This is a genomic window from Microbacterium aureliae, assembly GCF_054780155.1.
Genome location: NZ_BAAGWW010000003.1, coordinates 76,629 through 93,308, shown reverse-complemented (window position 1 = coordinate 93,308; position 16,680 = coordinate 76,629). Strand labels below are relative to the sequence as shown.

The window sequence follows — 16,680 nt, the reverse complement described above, 5'->3', positions numbered from 1 at the left end:
CGCCCCGCGCCCGCCGCGGCCGCGCCCGTCGCCGTGCCCGCCGCTCCGCCGCTGCCGCAGCCCACCCGCGTCGTGGCACCCCGCCCCGACGTGACGCTGCAGTCCAAGCGCCTGGGGGAGTTCGAGGCCGACCGTGAGACGGCGGATCTGCTGACCCCCGACCGGCTGCTCGACCCGCACCACCTGGTCAAGCCCGAGCCCGAGGGCACGTGGCAGAACCTCGTGTACCGCCTCTCGGCGCACCGCATCAACCTGGGCGACAGCAAGCGGGCCAGCGCCCGCAAGGAGCTCGACCGCCGCATCGCGGCGCCCCTCAACGGCGTCGCGCGGTTCGTGCCGGTGCTCTCGCGCAAGGGCGGCGTCGGCAAGACCACCGTGACGACCCTGCTCGGGCAGGCGCTGGCCGACGCGCGGGACGACCGCGTCATCGCCATCGACGCCAACCCCGACCGGGGCACGCTCGCCGAGCGCATCTCGCGCACGAGCGGCAAGACGGTGCGCGACCTCGTCCGCACCCGCGACAAGGTCGTCGGCTACAACGACCTGTCGGCGATCGTCGCGCGCGACGAGACGCGCCTGGACGTCGTGGCCTCGGACACCGACCCGCACGTGGCCGAAGCGTTCAGCGACACCGACTACGACGACGTCGCCTCGCTCGCCGCGCACTACTACTCCGTGGTCCTCACCGACACCGGCACCGGCATCGTCCACTCGGTGATGTCGGCGACCCTGGGGCGCGCCGACCAGCTCGTCATCGTTTCGGGCCTGAGTGTCGACGAGGCGCGGCTGGCGTCCGAGACACTGACGTGGCTGGAGTCCCACGGGTACGGCGACCGCGTGCGCAGCGCCGTCGTCGTCCTCAACAACGCCCGTCCCGGCGCGCCGCTCGTGCGCCCCGACGAGCTCGAGGCCCACTTCCGCTCGCGCGTGCGCGCGGTGGTGCGGATGCCGTACGACCCGCACATCGCCGCCGGCAGCGCCATCGTCTACCGCGACCTCGCGCCCGAGACGCGCCAGGCCGCCCGCGAGCTGGCCGCCGTCGTCGTCGAGGGTCTTCGCGCGATGACCTCCGCGGCGTAAGCGCCGACATGACCGTCAGAGCCATCCGCGTCTTCGGCGACCCCGTCCTGCGCGCACCCAGCGCCCCCATCGACGAGATCGACGACGGCATCCGCGCCCTCGTCCGCGACCTGCTCGACACCGTCGCCCTGCCCGGGCGCGCCGGTGTCGCCGCCCCGCAGGTCGGGGTGAACCTGCGCGCCTTCAGCTACAACATCGACGGCGACATCGGGTACGTCCTCAACCCCGTCCTCGTCGAGGTGCGCGGCGAGCCCGTGCCCACCGGCGAAGGCTGCCTGTCGGTGCCGGGACTGTGGCACGACGCGCTGCGCCACCCGTGGGCGAAGGTCGTCGGCATCGACCTCGACGGCGACGAGGTCGTCCTCGAGGGCGAAGGGCTCCTCGCCCAGGCTCTCCAGCACGAGACCGACCACCTCGACGGCATGCTCTACCTGCAGCGGCTCACCCCCGAGGAGCGCCGGGCGGCGATGAGAGAGATCCGCGAAGCCGACTGGTACTGACCCGGACGCACGGAGCCCCGGACCTCGATGAGGCCCGGGGCTCCGGCATCCGCTCGCCGTGGACTACGGCAGCGAGACGTTGGTGGTGTTGACCGGCGAGGCGTAGATCTCGTCGATGTCGCCGGCGAAGTCGCTCAGGATGACGTTGCGCTTGATGCTCATCTTGGGCGTCAGGTGCCCGCTCGCCTCGGTCCACTCCGTGGGGAGGATCGTGAACTTGCGGATCGACTCGGCGCGCGAGACGCGCTTGTTGGCGACGTCGACGGCCTTCTGCACCTCGGCGCGGACGGCGTCGTTCTTCGCCGCATCCGCCAGCGACATGTCGGCGGGCAGGCCGTGGTTCGACAGCCACGCCGGCAGCATCTCGGGGTCGAGGGTGATCAGCGCCGAGATGAACGGCTTCTGGTCACCGACGACGACCACCTGGCTGACGATCGGGTTGGCGCGGATCGGGTCCTCGAGCGCGGCCGGGGCGACGTTCTTGCCGCCGGCGGTGACGATGATCTCTTTCTTGCGACCGGTGATCGTGAGGAAGCCCTCGGAGTCGAACGACCCGATGTCGCCGGTCTTGAACCAGCCGTCGTCGAAGGCCGCGGCGGTGGCCTCGGGGTTGCGCCAGTACTCCTTGAAGACGTTGATGCCGCGCACCTCGATCTCGTTGTCCTCGGCGAGGCGGATGCCCACACCCGGGAGGACGGGACCGACGGTGCCGATCTTGGACTTCGTGGCGAGGTTCACCGTCGCGGGCGCGGTGGTCTCGGTCAGGCCGTAGCCCTCGAGGATCGTCACGCCGAGGCTGTGGAAGAAGTGGCCCAGCCGCTCGCCGAGCGGGGCCGAGCCCGACACCGCGTACACGACGCGGCCGCCCATGGCCGTCCGCAGCTTGCTGTAGACGAGCTTGTCGAACAGGCGGAACTTCAGCGCCATGCTCAGCGGGATCTTCTTGCCCTCCTGCTCGAACTTGGAGTGGTCGATCGCCGTCTGCGCCGCGGCGCGGAAGATGCGGCCCTTGCCGCCGGCCTCGGCCTTCTGCTCGGCGGAGTTGTAGACCTTCTCGAAGACGCGGGGGACCGCCAGCAGGAACGTCGGCTGGAACGACCCCAGCGCCGGCAGCAGCTGCTTGGTGTCGGGCTGGTGGCCGGTCTTCACCCCCGCGTGGATGTCGAGGATCGAGATGAAGCGCGCGAACACGTGCGCGGTGGTGATGAACAGCAGCGTCGACGCACCGGGCGTCGAGACCACCTCGTGCAGCGCCTTGGCGGAGTTGCGCGTCAGCTCGACGAAGTTGCCGTGCGTCAGCACGCACCCCTTCGGGCGGCCGGTCGAGCCGGAGGTGTAGATGAGCGTGGCGATGTCGGAGCCCACGGCGAGCTTGCGCCGGCGCTCGATCTCGTCGTCACCGACGGACGCGCCCTCGGACACCAGGGTGTCGAGGTCGCCGCGCTGCATCTGCCACACCTTGCGCACCAGCGGCAGGTCGCCGTGGACCTCTTCGACGCGCGCGGTGTGGTCGCCGGACTCGGTGATGACGGCGACTGCGCCGGAGTCGGACAGGATCCACGAGATCTGGTCGGCGGAGCTGGTCTCGTAGATCGGGACCATGACGGCGCCGGCATAGAACAGCGCGAAGTCCACCAGCGTCCAGTCGTAGGTGGTGCGGGCGATGAACCCGACCTTCTCGCCGGGCTCGATGCCGGCGGCGACGAGGCCCTTCGCCAGGGCGACGACCTGCTTCTCGAACTCGGCGGCGGTGATGTCGCGCCAGCCGTCGCCGTCGGGGACCGCGAACAGGGCGAGCTGCGGCGTGGCCTTCACGCGTTCGGCGAGCAGGTCACCCACTCCCGCTTCGGGATCGGCGGGGACGACGGCAGGGACTTCGAACTGGACCACGGCAACTCCTTCGGTACCGGTCGGGCGGGGGAGGTCGTGAAGCGAGTCTAACCACACCACTTCGCGTCACAGCGCGGGTCGCGCGGGCATGCCGCGGCTAGACTGCAAGGCGCCGTCGCGCCCGCGCCGGCCGGAGGGAGTGCAGTGCTCAGGGTCGGCATCGACATCGGTGGAACGAAGATCGCCGGCGGCGTGGTGGACGAGTCCGGCCACATCGTCGAGAAGCTCCGGGTCGACACTCCCGTCGACACCACTCTTCTGGCCGATGCCGTCGTGGACATGATCCGCCATTTCGCGCTGCACCACGAGGTCGAGGCCGCGGGCGTCGCCGCCGCCGGTTTCATCGACCGCGACCGGGCCACGGTCATCCACGCCCCCAACATCGCGTGGCGCAACGAGCCGCTCAAGGCCGTCATCGAGAGCCGCGTCGACATGCCGGTCATCATCGAGAACGACGCCAACGCCGCCGGCTGGGCGGAGTTCCGCTTCGGCGCCGGCCGCAACGTCGAGCACATGATGATGCTGACGATGGGCACCGGCGTCGGCGGCGCGGTCGTCCTCGACGGCAAGCTCTACCGCGGCGGCCACGGCATCGGCGGCGAGCTCGGCCACGTCCGCTTCACGCGGGACGGGCTGCCGTGCGGCTGCGGCCAGAACGGATGCCTGGAGCAGTATGCATCCGGCCGCGCGCTCCAGCGCGAGGCGAACTCCATCGCGGATGCCGGCGGCATCGGCGCCCGCCTCGCCCAGCTGCGCGAAGAGAAGGGGTCGATCCCGGGTCCCGCCATCTCGCGCCTCGTGCTTGCGGGGGACGAGGGCGCCATCGAGGCGCTCCGCCGCGTGGCGACGGCGCTCGGCGAGGCCTGCGGCGGCTTCCAGGCCGCGCTGGACCCCGAGCTGTTCGTGATCGGCGGGGGAGTGGCGCAGCTGGGCGAGGACCTGCTCGCGCCCGTCCGCCTCGCCTACGAGACCTCGCTGCCCGGCTACGGCGACCGGCCGGTCGCCGAGTTCGCCATCGCCCAGCTCGGCAACGACGCGGGGCTCATCGGTGCGGCGGACCTGGCGGTCGTGGAGGGCTGACGATGTTCTACTGGCTGATGAAATACGTGGTCATCGGACCGATCGTCAAGGCGATCTTCCGCCCGTGGATCGTCGGCCGCAGGAACGTCCCCGCCACCGGCGGCGCCATCCTCGCCAGCAACCACCTGTCCTTCATCGACTCGGTGATCCTGCCGCTCATGATCGACCGGCCCGTGGCCTTCCTCGCCAAGAGCGACTACTTCACCGGCAAGGGCCTCAAGGGCTGGGCCACACGCATCTTCTTCAAGGCGACGGGGCAGCTGCCGATCGACCGCTCCGGCGGCAAGGCGTCCGAGGCGTCGCTGAACACCGGCCTGCAGGTGCTGGGCGGGGGAGAGCTGCTGGGCATCTACCCCGAGGGCACCCGCTCGCCCGACGGCAAGCTCTACCGCGGGCGCACCGGCATCGCGCGCATGGCGCTCGAGGCGGGGGTCCCCGTCGTCCCGGTGGTGATGGTCGACACCGACACCATGATGCCGATCGGCCAGCGGATCCCGCGGGTCGTGCGGGTCGGCGTCGTCATCGGCGAGCCCCTGGACTTCTCGCGCTTCGCCGGCATGGAGTCCGACCGGTACATCCTGCGCTCCATCACCGACGAGATCATGGTGGCCCTGCAGCGGCTCGGCGAGCAGGAGTACGAGGACGTCTACGCCTCGACCGTGAAAGACCGGTTGAAGAAGCCGGTGCGCGCCCGGGCCTGACCCCCGTCACAACGGCAGGGAGCCCCCTCCGCCACGGCTAGAATCGAGGGATGCTCCAGCAGATCGACGCGCTCGACCATTGGCGGACCCTGCCCATCAAGCAGCAGCCGCAGTGGCCCGACGCGGATGCCGTCGCCGCGGCATCCGCAGAGCTTGCGACGCTGCCCCCGCTGGTGTTCGCCGGCGAGGTCGACAACCTGCGCGACCGGCTGGCTCGCGCGGCCGCGGGACGGGCGTTCCTGCTGCAGGGCGGAGACTGCGCCGAGACGTTCGCCGGCGCCACCGCCGAGCAGATCCGCAACCGCATCAAGACGGTGCTGCAGATGGCCGTCGTCCTGACCTACGGCGCCTCGATGCCCGTGGTGAAGATGGGCCGCATGGCCGGCCAGTTCGCCAAGCCCCGCTCCAGCGACACCGAGACCCGCGGCGAGGTGACGCTGCCGGCCTACCGCGGCGACATCGTCAACGGCTACGACTTCACCGAGGGCTCGCGCCAGGCCGACCCGCAGCGGCTGCTGAAGGGCTACCACACCGCCGCGTCGACCATCAATCTGATCCGCGCGTTCACACAGGGCGGCTTCGCGGACCTGCGCGAGGTGCACTCGTGGAACAAGGGCTTCGCGCAGAACCCCGCCAACCAGCAGTACGAGCGCCTGGCCACCGAGATCGACCGCGCCATCAAGTTCATGGAGGCCGCCGGTGCGGACTTCGACGAACTGCGGCGCGTGGAGTTCTACACCGGCCACGAGGGTCTGCTCATGGACTACGAGCGCCCCCTCACCCGCATCGACTCGCGCACCGGCACGCCGTACAACACCTCGGCGCACTTCCTGTGGATCGGGGAGCGCACGCGCGAGCTCGACGGCGCGCACGTCGACTACTTCTCGAAGATCCGCAACCCCATCGGCGTCAAGCTCGGCCCGACCACGTCGCCCGACACCGCCCTCGCGCTCATCGACAAGCTCGACCCCGAGCGCGAGCCCGGCCGCCTGACCTTCATCACGCGCATGGGCGCCGGCAAGATCCGCGACGCCCTGCCGCCGCTGCTCGAGGCCGTCCGCGACTCGGGGGCGCTGCCCTTGTGGGTCACCGACCCCATGCACGGCAACGGCATCACCACGCCCACCGGCTACAAGACGCGCCGCTTCGACGACGTCGTGGACGAGGTGCGCGGGTTCTTCGAGGCGCACCGCGCCGTGGGGACCTTCCCCGGCGGCATCCACGTCGAACTCACCGGCGACGACGTCACCGAGTGCCTCGGCGGCTCCGAGATGATCGACGAGGCGACCCTCGCCACCCGCTACGAGTCGCTGTGCGACCCGCGTCTGAACCACATGCAGTCGCTCGAGCTGGCGTTCCTCGTCGCCGAGGAGCTCGAGAAGCGCTGACCGGCGCGCCGGCCGCGAGGCCGGCCGCCCGCCGGGTCAACCGGTCGCGGTGATCGAGATGTACACCCGCGTGCCGCGGACGACCATCGCGCCTGCCTCGGGATCCGAGCCGGTCACGCGAGTCAGCGAATTCGGGATCGCCGCCCAGAACACGGCGTAGTCGACCTGGAAGCCCTCGGCCTCGAGCGTGGCGATCGCCTCGTCGCGCGTGAGGTCGACGACGTCGGGCACCGCGAACAGCGGCGGACCGGTCGAGACGATCAGGCGGACGGTCTCGCCCGGGCGCCAGCTGCCGCCGCCGTCGCGCTCGGCGATGCCGATGACGCGGCCGGCGCCGATGGACTCGCTGGTCTGCCGGATGCTCTCGCCCGCGACCTTCAGGCCCACGCCCTCGAGCTCCGCCCTCGCGCCGTCCTCGCTGTCGCCGACGACATCGGGCACCGGCCCCACCGAGACCCACAGCGTGGCGGAGTCGCCTTCGTTCGCGGTGCAGCCGTCGCCGCACGCGATAGCCTCGCCCCCGGCCGCCGGCTGGATCAGCACGCCGACGACGGTGCCGTTCGCCTCGGGGCGGAAGAACTTCGTCGTCTTCTCTTCGGCCGTGATGCGGTAGCCCTCGAGGGCGCGGCGCGCCTCGTCCTCGCTGCGGCCCATGAGGGCCGCGACCTGCACCTCGGCTGGGCCCAGCGAGATGAAGACGGTGACCGTGGTCTCTTTGTCGACCCGGGCGCCCTCGCTCGGGCGGGAGTCGATGGCCAGGCCCGGCTGCACCTCGAGGCTCGTCCGCCCCTCTTCCTTGGCCAGCAGGCCCTCGTCGGCGAGCACCGCCTGCGCCTCGGCGAAGCTGAGGCCGTCGACGCCCGGCACCGCGACGAGCGAGCCCGGGCCCGAGCCGAACCACCAGCCGACGCCCGCGGCCGCGCCGGCGAGCACCAGCACGAGGGTGACCAGCCAGGCGCCGCGCACCGACCGGCGCTTCGTCGCGCGGCGCAGGCGCGAGGCGTTGTCGCCGTCGTCGACGGTGGCCACCGGGCCGGTCGGCAGCAGCGGCAGCACGGCGGTGAGCTCGTCGGTGATCCCCGGCTCGCGGACGACATGGGTCGCCCCGGTGCGGGTGACCTGCGGCGTGACACCGAGCTCGCGCTCGATCTCGCGCAGCCGGTCCAGCATCTCGCGGGCGTCGCTCGGCCGGTCGTCCGGCGTCTTCTCGGTCGCCCACAGCACGAGCTCGTCGAGCTGCTCGGGCACGCCGGGGTTCTTCACGCTCGGGCGGGGGACCGAGTCGGTCGCATGCTGGAACGCGATCTGCATCGGCTGCTCGCCCTTGTAGGGCTGCTCGCCGGTCAGCATCTCGTACAGCATGATGCCGAGGGCGTAGATGTCGCTGCGCGCGTCGGCGGTTCCTCGCGTCACCAGTTCGGGGGCGAGGTAGGCGATGGTGCCGAGCAGCTGCGCGCCGGTGGCGGTGTTGGCGGTCGTGGCGCGCGCGAGGCCGAAGTCGCCGATCTTCACGCGGCCGTCCTCGGCCAGCAGTACGTTCTCGGGCTTGACGTCGCGGTGGACGATCCCGGCGCGGTGCGCGGCCGCGAGGCCCGAGAGCACGGCATCCATGATGGTGATCGACTGCGGCACGGTGAGCCGGCGCTGTTCGCGCAGCAACTCGCGCAGCGTGATCCCCGGCAGGTACTCCATCACGAGGTAGGCGATGTCGCCGTCCTGGCCCTGGTCGAAGACGTTCACCACGTGCGGGTCGGCCAGGCGCGCGGCGGCGCGCGCCTCTTGGATGAACCGGCTCTGGAACACGCTGTCGTCCGACAGGTGCCCGTGCATGACCTTGAGGGCGATCCGCCGCTCCAGGCGCAGGTCGGTCGCGACGTACACCGTCGCCATGCCGCCGCGGGCGATGCGAGCACGGACGCGGTACCGGCCGTCGACCAGACGGCCGATCAGCGGGTCCGTCTGCTGGCTCGTGCTCACGGCAGAAGTCTACGGATGCCGGACGCCGAGCCCCGGGAGCGGCTCACCCGTGCGGGACGCCGCCGTCGGCCTCACCCGAGCGCCGCGAGCCACGCGAACGACGGCTTCTCCCACCGCGCGTACCGCTCGGGGTACGCCGAGATCTGCACCGCCTGCGCGGCATCCGCGTACGACATGTCCTGCCAGCCGGGGATGTCCAGCAGCCCGCGCGTGCTGTCGCCGTTGGGGTCGCCGGAGCCGCCGAAGAACGTCCGGATCGATCGCGCGCGGTCGCGCACCTGCTCGGCGGTGCCCCACCCGGTGCTCGGCCGCTGCTGGAACAGCCCGAGGGAGTCGCGGTCGCCCCAGTCGAGGTTGCGGATCCAGGACTCCTGCATCGCGGTGCCGAGGGCGATCGCGATGCCGCGGTCGGGGACGCCCATCTCGCGCCCGATCCGGATGATGAGGCGGGCGTTGTCGATCTGCTCGGCGTCGAGCCCCGCGACCGAGGCGGTGGGGATCGCGAGCTTCTGGCCGGGGTAGATGATCGCCGAAGACCCCAGGCCGTTGGCGGCCAGGATCGCGGCGACCGACGTGCGGTAGCGGGCCGCGATGGCGTAGACGGTGTCGCCGGCGGCGACGGTGTGGGATCCGGCGGGAGCGGTCGCGGCCGCGTGGGTCATCGTGGGGGCGGCGGGGGCGGCCGGCGCCGCCGCGGGCGCTGCCGCCCGTGCACCGGGGATCCGCAGCTTCTGCCCCGGGTAGATGATCGACGAGCGCGACAGCTTGTTCTCGGCGAGCACCGCGGCGATGGTCGTGCCGTGCTTCGCGGCGATCGCCGTGACGGTGTCGCCGGCGACGACGGTGTGCACGCGGGCGGGGGCGGATGCCGTCGGCGCGGGCGCGGGCGCGGCGGCCTGTGCGGCGAGCTTCAGCACCTGGCCGGGGTGGATCACCGACCGCCACGTGAGGCCGTTGAGGGCCAGCACGTCCTGCGTGCGCAGGCCGTGCCTCGCCGCGATGCCGCTGACGGTGTCGCCCGGGCGCACCGTGTAGCTGGTGGGACGCGCGGCCGCCTGGCGGGGAGTGGGCAGCGCGTGCGCGGGAGCCGGCGCGAATGCGGCGCCCGCGCCCCGCTGCATCCGCTCCTGCTGCGGTCGGGGCTCGGCCGCGACGGCGGCCGTGCCGGTGCTCATGGCCAGCGCGAGCGAACCCGCCACCACGGCGGGAAGCCGGGCGGCAAGGGTCGTCTGCAGGGTCCGGTGGCTGTCGCTTCGCAAGAGATCCCCCTCGATGGCCGTGCCAGAACGGTGTCACGGATGAATGCAGGTGTCAACCAAAGAGGAGATTGTGACTGGTGTGAACAGAGTGACGGGGCGACGGACCCCCGCGAAGATGCGATAGTGGCAGGGTGACCGCTGACTCCGCGCCTCGCATCGACACCCCCTGGCTCTCTCTCGCCGAGGTCGCCGCCGCTCTCGGCGAGACCCCCGGCCGCGTCCACCGACTGCTCGACGAGCACCACCTGATCGGCTCGCGCCGCGGGGGGTCGCTCCGGATCCCGGCCCTGTTCATCAAAGACGAGCGTCCGCTGCCGTCGCTGCGCGGCACGGTCATCGCCCTGCACGACGCCGGGTTCGACGACGACGAGGCGATCGACTGGCTGCTGACCGAGGAGGACACGATCGGCGCGGCGCCCATCGAGGCGCTGCGGGCCGGTCGCAAGAGCGAGGTGCGGCGCGTCGCGCGCACCCTCGCCTGAGCCCGCCGGGTCCGGCCCGGCGCCGCCCCGCCAGTCCGCGCCGCCCCGCCAGTCCGCGCCGCCCAGCCGCCCCGAGCCGTACCGCCCAGCCGCCCCGGCGCCGTGCCGCTCGTCCCGCGCCAATCGCCGGCGGCGCGCCGTCGGGCGAACGGCGGTGTGCCTGCGTTCTTCGCCCCCGAAAACGGGTCGATAGTTTCCCAATTCGCCATTGAACTTCACGCTCACACGACCCTTCGTCGCCACTGCGCTCGGCGACGCGCACGTCGACTCGCCTGCGGACGCGTGGCAGGGGCGGGCCGAGAGGGCCGTGGCGGCCCAGAAGTTGACGGCATCCGCGATCTCGACCGTGGATGGCGACGGATGCGGTCATCTGCGTCGGGTGGGCGTTGGGCTGTTGACGCCATCCGCGGTTTCCGCTGGGGATGACGACGGATGCGGTCATCTGCGTTGGGCGGGCGGTGGGCGTGTTGACGGCATCTGTGGTTACGGCTGGGGATGACGACGGATGCGGTCATCTGCGTTGGGTGGGCGGTGGGCATGTTGACGGCATCCGCGGTTTCCGCTGGGGATGACGACGAATGCGGTCATCTGCGTCGGGCGGGCGGTGGGCGTGTTGACGGCATCCGCGGTTTCCGCTGGGGATGACGACGAACGCGGTCATCTCCAGGCTTGCCCGCTGGCGCGTTGCCGCCGCGCTCGTCCGCTCCGGTGACCGATGCGCGCGCTTGCGGGCGCCGGGCGCTCGGCGGGGTCGCCCGCTCAGGTGACCCGCTCGGTGGCCTCGCGCAGCAGATCGCGCAGCTGGCCGACCGCGGTGTTCTCCAGCCGCGCGCCGGCGAGCGCGCGATGCGCGTCGCGCGCGTAGTCGCCGATCAGCTGCTCGACGCGCTCGAGCGCGCCGCTGTCGACGATCGTGCGCTGCAGGGCGGCGACCTGCCCGGCATCCAGCGTCGGGTCGCCGAGCAGCTCGTCCATCACGCGGCGGGCCGAGGGTGACAGCGACTCCCGCGCGTAGGCGATGAGCACCGTGCGCTTGCCCTCGCGCAGGTCGTCGCCCGAGGGCTTGCCGGTCTGGCTCTCGTCGCCGAACACGCCCAGCACGTCGTCGCGCAGCTGGAAGGCCATCCCGAGCGGATGCCCGAACCGGGCGAGCGCCGCCGCCTGCTCCGCGTCGGCGCCCGCGAGGGCCGCGCCGATCGCGAGCGGCTGCTGCACGCTGTAGCGGGCGGACTTCAGCGAGGCCACGCGCAGCGCGCGCTCGGCGTGCCGTTCGTCGGGCTCGGTCACGAACGCCGACTCCTCGGCGATGTCCAGGAACTGCCCGATCGTGACCTCGCGCCGCATGACGGTGTACTCCGCGCGGGCGGCAGGGGTCACTCCGACGGATGCCGCGGCCAGCGCCTCGTCGAAGAGGTCGGCGCTCCAGGCCACGAGCAGGTCGCCGAGCAGGATCGCGCCCGATCGCCCGAACGCCGCCGCGTCCCCGGTCCAGCCGGCATCCCGGTGGGCGGACTCCAGAGCGCGGTGCGCGGCCGGACGCCCGCGCCGGGTGTCGGAGTTGTCGATGAGGTCGTCGTGCACGAGGGCGGCGGCGTGGAACACCTCGAGGGCGGCCGCGGCGGTGATCGCGGTCTCGTCCGGCTCGGCACGGGGTCGCACCGCGCCCGCGACCGCGCGCCAGCCGGCGAGGCAGAACCGGCCGCGCAGGCGCTTGCCCCCGCTGAGCGCGAGCGCCCCGGCATCGACGATCAGACGCGCCTCGGCGCCGAGCTCGGCGACGTGCGTGCGCTGCGCCTCGATGAAGGTGTCCAGTCGCTGGGAAATCGCTCGAATCGGGGCAGGGGAGGGGTGCACGGGCCTAGCCTAGTGATCAGACGCACGCGTAGAATCGTGCGATATCCGAGGACTCTGAGGGGGACGCATGCCACTCTCCGAACAGGAGCAGCGCCTGCTCGATGAGATGGAACGCCATCTCATGCACAACGACGCCGATGTCGTCACCGCGCCCAGAGACGGCCGCAGCCTGAGCTATCGCAACATCGTCTACGGCACGATCCTCGTGCTGCTGGGGCTCGGCGGGCTGCTCGTCGGCGTCTCGATCCCGCTCATCGTGGTCGGGGTGATCGGCTTCGTCGTCATGCTCGGCGGCGTCGTCTTCGCCGTCACCCCCACGCGTGGGTCGCTCAAGGCCGTTCCGACCTCGTCGGCCGCGCCGGCCGGTCGCCCGGCATCCCGCTCCTCTTTCATGGACCGCATGAACGACCGCTGGGATCGCCGCCAAGAAGAGCGCTGACCCGCTTCCCTCCACCACCGTCAAGCACCGACCTCCGGGTCGGTGCTTTTTTTGTGCCCGGGGGAGCCCGCGGGGAGGAAATGCCTCGCCAGGGGTGTCAAAGTGGAGGAAAGTGGAGTAAAGTGGCGGCATGCCGTCGGGGGACGCGAGGGATGGGGTGGCCCGCACATGCTGCTCGGTACGCACACTCCCAAGCTCGACGAGAAGGGCCGCGTCATCCTGCCCTCGAAGTTCCGCGACGATCTGGCCGGCGGCGTGGTCGTCACCCGCGGCCAGGACCGCTGCCTCTACGTCTTCAGCACCGCGGAGTTCGAGCGCGTGCACGAGCGCATCCGCGAAGCGCCGCTGGCCAACAAGCAGGCCCGCGACTTCTTGCGCATGTTCCTCTCGGGTGCCAGCGCCGAGAAGCCGGACAGCCAGAACCGCATCACGATCCCCGCGCCGCTGCGTGCGTACGCCGGCCTCGAGAAGGAGCTGGTCGTGACCGGCGTCGGCGCGCACGCCGAGATCTGGAACGCCGACGCGTGGAACGCCTACGCCGAGAGCAACGAAGAGACCTACGCCGAGCTGGAGCAGGAGGTGATCCCGGGCCTGTTCTGAGCCCTCGATCCTGACTCCCAGCCGCTCCCGCCCTGACGCACTTCCCCGGCGCCAGGTCAGAGCGGATGGGGATCAGGACCGAGGGACACCCCGAAGCATCATGAGCCTCCGCGACATCCACACCCCCGTCATGCTCGAGCGCTGCGTCGAGCTGCTCGCCCCCGCACTGGAACGCCCCGGCGCGGTCTTCGTCGACGCCACCCTCGGCATGGGCGGGCACTCCGAGGCGCTGCTCGAGCGCTTCCCCGAGGCCCACCTCGTCGGCCTCGACCGCGACCAGGACGCCCTGCGCATCGCGGGGGAGCGGCTGGCCCGCTTCGAGGGGCGCGTGACGCTCGTCCACACCGTGTACGACGGCATTGCCGAGGCCGTCACCGGCGCCGGCTTCGCCCGGGCCGACGGCATCCTGTTCGATCTCGGCGTCTCGTCGCTGCAGCTCGACGTCGCCGACCGCGGCTTCGCCTACGCCCAGGACGCGCCGCTGGACATGCGCATGGACCAGTCGGCGGGCACGACCGCCGCCGACATCCTCGCGACCTACGGCGAGGGCGACCTGCGCCGCATCTTCGAGCGCTACGGCGAAGAGAAGCTCGCGGGGCGCTACGCCCGGGCCATCATCGCCGCCCGCGCGCAGGAGCCGATCGAGCGGTCCGGACGCCTCGTCGAGATCCTCGTCGCCGCGACCCCCTACGCTGCGCAGCGGTCGGGTCACCCCGCCAAGCGCGTATTCCAGGCGCTGCGCATCGAGGTCAACCGCGAGCTGTCGGTGCTCGAGCGGGCCGTGCCGGCGGCGCTGGACATCCTCGCCGTGGGCGGGCGCATCGTGGTGCTGTCCTACCAGTCCCTCGAGGACCGCCTGGTCAAGCGGGCCTTCGCCGAGGCCTCGGCCTCGACCGCACCGGCCGGCCTGCCGGTCGAGCTGCCCGAGCACGCGCCCCGGTTCCGCCTGCTGGTCAAGGGCGCCGAGCTGGCCACCGACGACGAACGCGCGCGCAACCCGCGCGCCACCCCTGTGCGGCTGCGCGCCGCCGAGCGAGTGAGGGAGAGCTCATGAGCATCACGGCCATCGCGACCGCGCCCGCGCCCCGGCGTCAGGCCGCTCCGGCCCGCCGCCTGCAGGTCGTCGAAGCGCCCCGCCCGCGGCGTCGCCCCCGCCTGGCCTACGGCATCGTCGCGGTCGTCGGCGCCGTCGCCATCGCCGCGGCCCAGATGACGCTGTCGATCCTCACCACCCAGACCTCGTACGAGATGTCGGCCCTGAACCAGCAGCAGCGCGAACTGGACTGGCAGGCGCAGATCCTCTACGACGAGGTCGCGGGCCTCAGCTCGCCCCAGTACCTCGCCGCGAACGCCACGGCCCTCGGAATGGTGATCGACGAGTCGCCCAGCTACCTGCGGCTCAGCGACGGCAAGATCCTCGGCAGCTCCGGCGCGGCCGAGGCCGCGGCATCCGTCAACGCCCTCGGGCGGGGCTCGGTGCCCAACGCCCTCATCGCGCAGACGCCCCTCGTCACCGACCCCGGCGCGAGCGTCGGCGGCCCCGCCGGCGCGGGCACCGCGGTGGACCCGACACTCGACACACCGGTGCCCTTGACCGACGGACTGCCCACCCCCAGCACACACTGATCCCATGACGTCGGCCAGCACCCGAAGCCCCCGCCGCCGCACCGTCGTCGCCCTCGCCGTCGTGCTCGCGATCCTCGCGGGCTTCATCGTGCGCCTGGTCGACATACAGGTCGTGAACGCCCGCGAGCACATCGACGACTCGATGTCGCACGCCCTCGCCGGATCCCGCACGGTCTACGGCACGCGCGGCGCGATCGTCGACGAGACCGGCCAGACCCTCGCCGGCAGCGTCCTGATGTACGACGGCGTGCTGGACCCGCTCAACATCACCGGCTACGAGGAGAAGGGCGGCTTCGTCCGCGAGGGCGAGGACGGCGAGCCCGAGCGCGTGCCGTGGGCGCAGGCGGCGGCCGAGATGGCCGAGATCACCGGACAGCAGGCCGCCTCGATCCGCCGCGCCGTCTCGGACGCGCTCGCCGCCGACGAGCGGTCCCAGTTCGCCTACCTCGACCGCGGACTGACCACCGAGCAGTACCGGGACCTCGCCGCCATCGGCGCCCCGTACCTGACCTTCGACCAGCATCCCGCCCGCACGTACCCCGACGGCGCGGTCGGCGGCAACCTCGTGGGCTACATGGGGTCGGAAGGGGCCCTCGCCGGGCTGGAGCTCACCCAGGACTCGTGCCTGGCCGCCACCGACGGCAGGGTGTCCTACCAGCGCGGCAAGGACGGCGTCGTCATCCCCGGCACCGAGGTGCGCGAGGGTGCGAAGGACGGCGGCACGCTGGAGCTGACGATCAACCGCGACCTCCAGTGGTACATGCAGCAGCTCATCGCCGAGCAGTCGCAGGCGATGCGCGCGCAGAGCGGCGCGATCCTCGTCGTCGAGACGGCGACCGGCAAGATCCGCGCGGCGGCCGAGTACCCCACGGTCGACCCCAACGACGTCACCGCCAGCGACCCCGACGACCGCGGCAGCCGCATCTTCGGCGGGTGGTTCGAGCCCGGCTCGACCTTCAAGGCGCTCACGGCGGCGACCGTGCTGGATGCCGGGGGCGCGACCCTGCGCACCACCGTCACCGCCTCGAGCAGCGAGACCTTCGCCAACGGCGCGCGCGTGCGCGACTCGTTCGTGCACCCGGCGTTCGAGTACACCCTGGCAGGCGTCCTGATCGACTCCTCCAACGCGGGCATCTCGAAGTTCAGCGAGAAGGTGAGTCCGAAGACCCGGTACGAGTACTTCAAGAAGTTCGGCATCGGCGACGGCAGCGCCGTGGACTTCCAGGGCGAGCAGTCGGGGCTCGTCTACCCCGCCGAGAACTGGGACGCCCAGACCAGCTACAACACCTCGTACGGCCAGGGCCTCACCACGACGATGCCCGAGCTCGCCGGCGCCTACGCCGCGATCGCCAACGGCGGCGTGCGCATGCCCCTCTCGCTCGTGGAGTCCTGCACGCGCGCGGACGGCACCGTCGTCCAGCCGGAGCTGCCTGAGCCCGAGCGCGTCATCAGCGAGAAGACCTCGACGCAGATGCGCGGCATCCTCGAGAACGTCTTCCTGCAGGCGCTGTACGCCGACGCCGTCAAGATCCCCGGCTACCGCGTCGCGGGCAAGACGGGGACGGGCGAGAAGGCCAACGGGCAGGGCGGGTACAAGTCCGGCGCGTACTACACCACCATGATCGGATTCGCCCCCGCCGACGACCCCGAGTACCTCGTCGTCGTCACGCTCGACGAGCCGACGAAGGTAAAGTCGTCAGCGGCCAATGCGACCGCGTTCCAGCAGGCGATGACCCAGGTGCTGAAGACGTACCGGGTGATGCCGGCGACGTCGGCACCCGAGAAGCTCCCCAAGTTCGGGTGA

At 71.8% G+C, this 16,680-nt stretch carries 15 protein-coding genes; 11 read left to right on the top strand and 4 right to left on the bottom strand.

The window, feature by feature from the left end; all coding sequences use genetic code 11:
* Together ACYVF4_RS12650 and ACYVF4_RS12645 are read left to right on the top strand one after the other, a co-directional pair.
* On the top strand, positions 1 to 1,080 hold a 1,080-nt coding region (locus ACYVF4_RS12650), incomplete at its 5' end, for a MinD/ParA family ATP-binding protein (RefSeq protein WP_460723324.1).
* An 8-nt stretch (positions 1,081 to 1,088) separates the two neighbouring features.
* Positions 1,089 to 1,580: a peptide deformylase gene (locus ACYVF4_RS12645; RefSeq protein WP_460723322.1), complete on the top strand. Its 492-nt coding sequence runs from the start codon at positions 1,089 to 1,091 to the stop codon at positions 1,578 to 1,580.
* 63 nt (positions 1,581 to 1,643) lie between these two features.
* On the opposite strand, the gene ACYVF4_RS12640 is transcribed toward ACYVF4_RS12645, so the two are convergent.
* Positions 1,644 to 3,470, bottom strand: coding sequence for an AMP-dependent synthetase/ligase (locus ACYVF4_RS12640; RefSeq protein ID WP_460723320.1), 1,827 nt, complete (start codon positions 3,468 to 3,470; stop codon positions 1,644 to 1,646).
* Positions 3,471 to 3,614: 144 nt separating this feature from the next.
* Between ACYVF4_RS12640 and ACYVF4_RS12635 the strand changes: the two genes are divergently transcribed.
* From ACYVF4_RS12635 to ACYVF4_RS12625, 3 genes are read left to right on the top strand one after another with little or no spacing between them, the layout of a single operon-like run.
* Complete coding sequence (locus ACYVF4_RS12635) at positions 3,615 to 4,550, top strand: ROK family glucokinase (RefSeq protein WP_460723318.1); 936 nt, start codon at positions 3,615 to 3,617, stop codon at positions 4,548 to 4,550.
* 2 nt (positions 4,551 to 4,552) lie between these two features.
* On the top strand, positions 4,553 to 5,251 hold the full coding sequence (locus ACYVF4_RS12630; RefSeq protein WP_460723316.1) for a lysophospholipid acyltransferase family protein: 699 nt from the start codon (positions 4,553 to 4,555) through the stop codon (positions 5,249 to 5,251).
* A gap of 50 nt (positions 5,252 to 5,301) precedes the next feature.
* A complete protein-coding gene (locus ACYVF4_RS12625; RefSeq protein ID WP_460723314.1) occupies positions 5,302 to 6,639 on the top strand; it encodes a class II 3-deoxy-7-phosphoheptulonate synthase in 1,338 nt (445 codons plus the stop codon).
* A 36-nt stretch (positions 6,640 to 6,675) separates the two neighbouring features.
* On the opposite strand, the gene pknB is transcribed toward ACYVF4_RS12625, so the two are convergent.
* Both pknB and ACYVF4_RS12615 read right to left on the bottom strand, forming a co-directional pair.
* Positions 6,676 to 8,616: a Stk1 family PASTA domain-containing Ser/Thr kinase gene (gene pknB, locus ACYVF4_RS12620; RefSeq protein ID WP_460723312.1), complete on the bottom strand. Its 1,941-nt coding sequence runs from the start codon at positions 8,614 to 8,616 to the stop codon at positions 6,676 to 6,678.
* Between the two features lie 71 nt (positions 8,617 to 8,687).
* Complete coding sequence (locus ACYVF4_RS12615; protein ID WP_460723450.1) at positions 8,688 to 9,791, bottom strand: LysM peptidoglycan-binding domain-containing protein; 1,104 nt, start codon at positions 9,789 to 9,791, stop codon at positions 8,688 to 8,690.
* A gap of 215 nt (positions 9,792 to 10,006) precedes the next feature.
* Here ACYVF4_RS12615 and ACYVF4_RS12610 point away from each other — a divergent pair, with 215 nt between their 5' ends.
* Positions 10,007 to 10,357, top strand: coding sequence for an Rv2175c family DNA-binding protein (locus ACYVF4_RS12610; protein WP_460723310.1), 351 nt, complete (start codon positions 10,007 to 10,009; stop codon positions 10,355 to 10,357).
* Between the two features lie 759 nt (positions 10,358 to 11,116).
* Here the strand turns inward: ACYVF4_RS12610 and ACYVF4_RS12605 are convergent.
* On the bottom strand, positions 11,117 to 12,211 hold the full coding sequence (locus ACYVF4_RS12605) for a polyprenyl synthetase family protein (RefSeq protein WP_460723308.1): 1,095 nt from the start codon (positions 12,209 to 12,211) through the stop codon (positions 11,117 to 11,119).
* 67 nt (positions 12,212 to 12,278) lie between these two features.
* On the opposite strand from ACYVF4_RS12605, the gene ACYVF4_RS12600 reads away from it, so the two are divergent.
* The 5 genes from ACYVF4_RS12600 to ACYVF4_RS12580 all read left to right on the top strand — a co-directional run bounded on the left by ACYVF4_RS12600 (position 12,279) and on the right by ACYVF4_RS12580 (position 16,680).
* A complete protein-coding gene (locus ACYVF4_RS12600) occupies positions 12,279 to 12,650 on the top strand; it encodes a DUF3040 domain-containing protein (protein ID WP_460723306.1) in 372 nt (123 codons plus the stop codon).
* A 168-nt stretch (positions 12,651 to 12,818) separates the two neighbouring features.
* Complete coding sequence (gene mraZ, locus ACYVF4_RS12595) at positions 12,819 to 13,250, top strand: division/cell wall cluster transcriptional repressor MraZ (RefSeq protein WP_460723304.1); 432 nt, start codon at positions 12,819 to 12,821, stop codon at positions 13,248 to 13,250.
* 100 nt (positions 13,251 to 13,350) lie between these two features.
* Positions 13,351 to 14,304 (top strand): 16S rRNA (cytosine(1402)-N(4))-methyltransferase RsmH, encoded by a 954-nt coding sequence (gene rsmH / locus ACYVF4_RS12590; RefSeq protein ID WP_460723301.1) that lies wholly within the window; start codon positions 13,351 to 13,353, stop codon positions 14,302 to 14,304.
* Entirely contained in the window at positions 14,301 to 14,876 is a 576-nt protein-coding gene (locus tag ACYVF4_RS12585) for a hypothetical protein (protein ID WP_460723299.1), read from the top strand. Before rsmH ends, ACYVF4_RS12585 begins: the two co-directional genes overlap by 4 nt.
* A 4-nt stretch (positions 14,877 to 14,880) precedes the next feature.
* A complete protein-coding gene (locus ACYVF4_RS12580; protein WP_460723297.1) occupies positions 14,881 to 16,680 on the top strand; it encodes a peptidoglycan D,D-transpeptidase FtsI family protein in 1,800 nt (599 codons plus the stop codon).

Excerpts from the sequence above, each read along its gene's own strand:
- ACYVF4_RS12645 (WP_460723322.1), top strand. The coding sequence starts at position 1,089 with ATGACCGTCAGAGCCATCCGCGTCTTCGGCGACCCCGTCCTGCGCGCA.
- ACYVF4_RS12630 (WP_460723316.1), top strand. The coding sequence starts at position 4,553 with ATGTTCTACTGGCTGATGAAATACGTGGTCATCGGACCGATCGTCAAG.
- ACYVF4_RS12625 (WP_460723314.1), top strand. The coding sequence starts at position 5,302 with ATGCTCCAGCAGATCGACGCGCTCGACCATTGGCGGACCCTGCCCATC.
- ACYVF4_RS12615 (WP_460723450.1), bottom strand. The coding sequence starts at position 9,791 with ATGAGCACCGGCACGGCCGCCGTCGCGGCCGAGCCCCGACCGCAGCAG.
- ACYVF4_RS12600 (WP_460723306.1), top strand. The coding sequence starts at position 12,279 with ATGCCACTCTCCGAACAGGAGCAGCGCCTGCTCGATGAGATGGAACGC.
- mraZ (WP_460723304.1), top strand. The coding sequence starts at position 12,819 with ATGCTGCTCGGTACGCACACTCCCAAGCTCGACGAGAAGGGCCGCGTC.
- rsmH (WP_460723301.1), top strand. The coding sequence starts at position 13,351 with ATGAGCCTCCGCGACATCCACACCCCCGTCATGCTCGAGCGCTGCGTC.
- ACYVF4_RS12585 (WP_460723299.1), top strand. The coding sequence starts at position 14,301 with ATGAGCATCACGGCCATCGCGACCGCGCCCGCGCCCCGGCGTCAGGCC.
- ACYVF4_RS12580 (WP_460723297.1), top strand. The coding sequence starts at position 14,881 with ATGACGTCGGCCAGCACCCGAAGCCCCCGCCGCCGCACCGTCGTCGCC.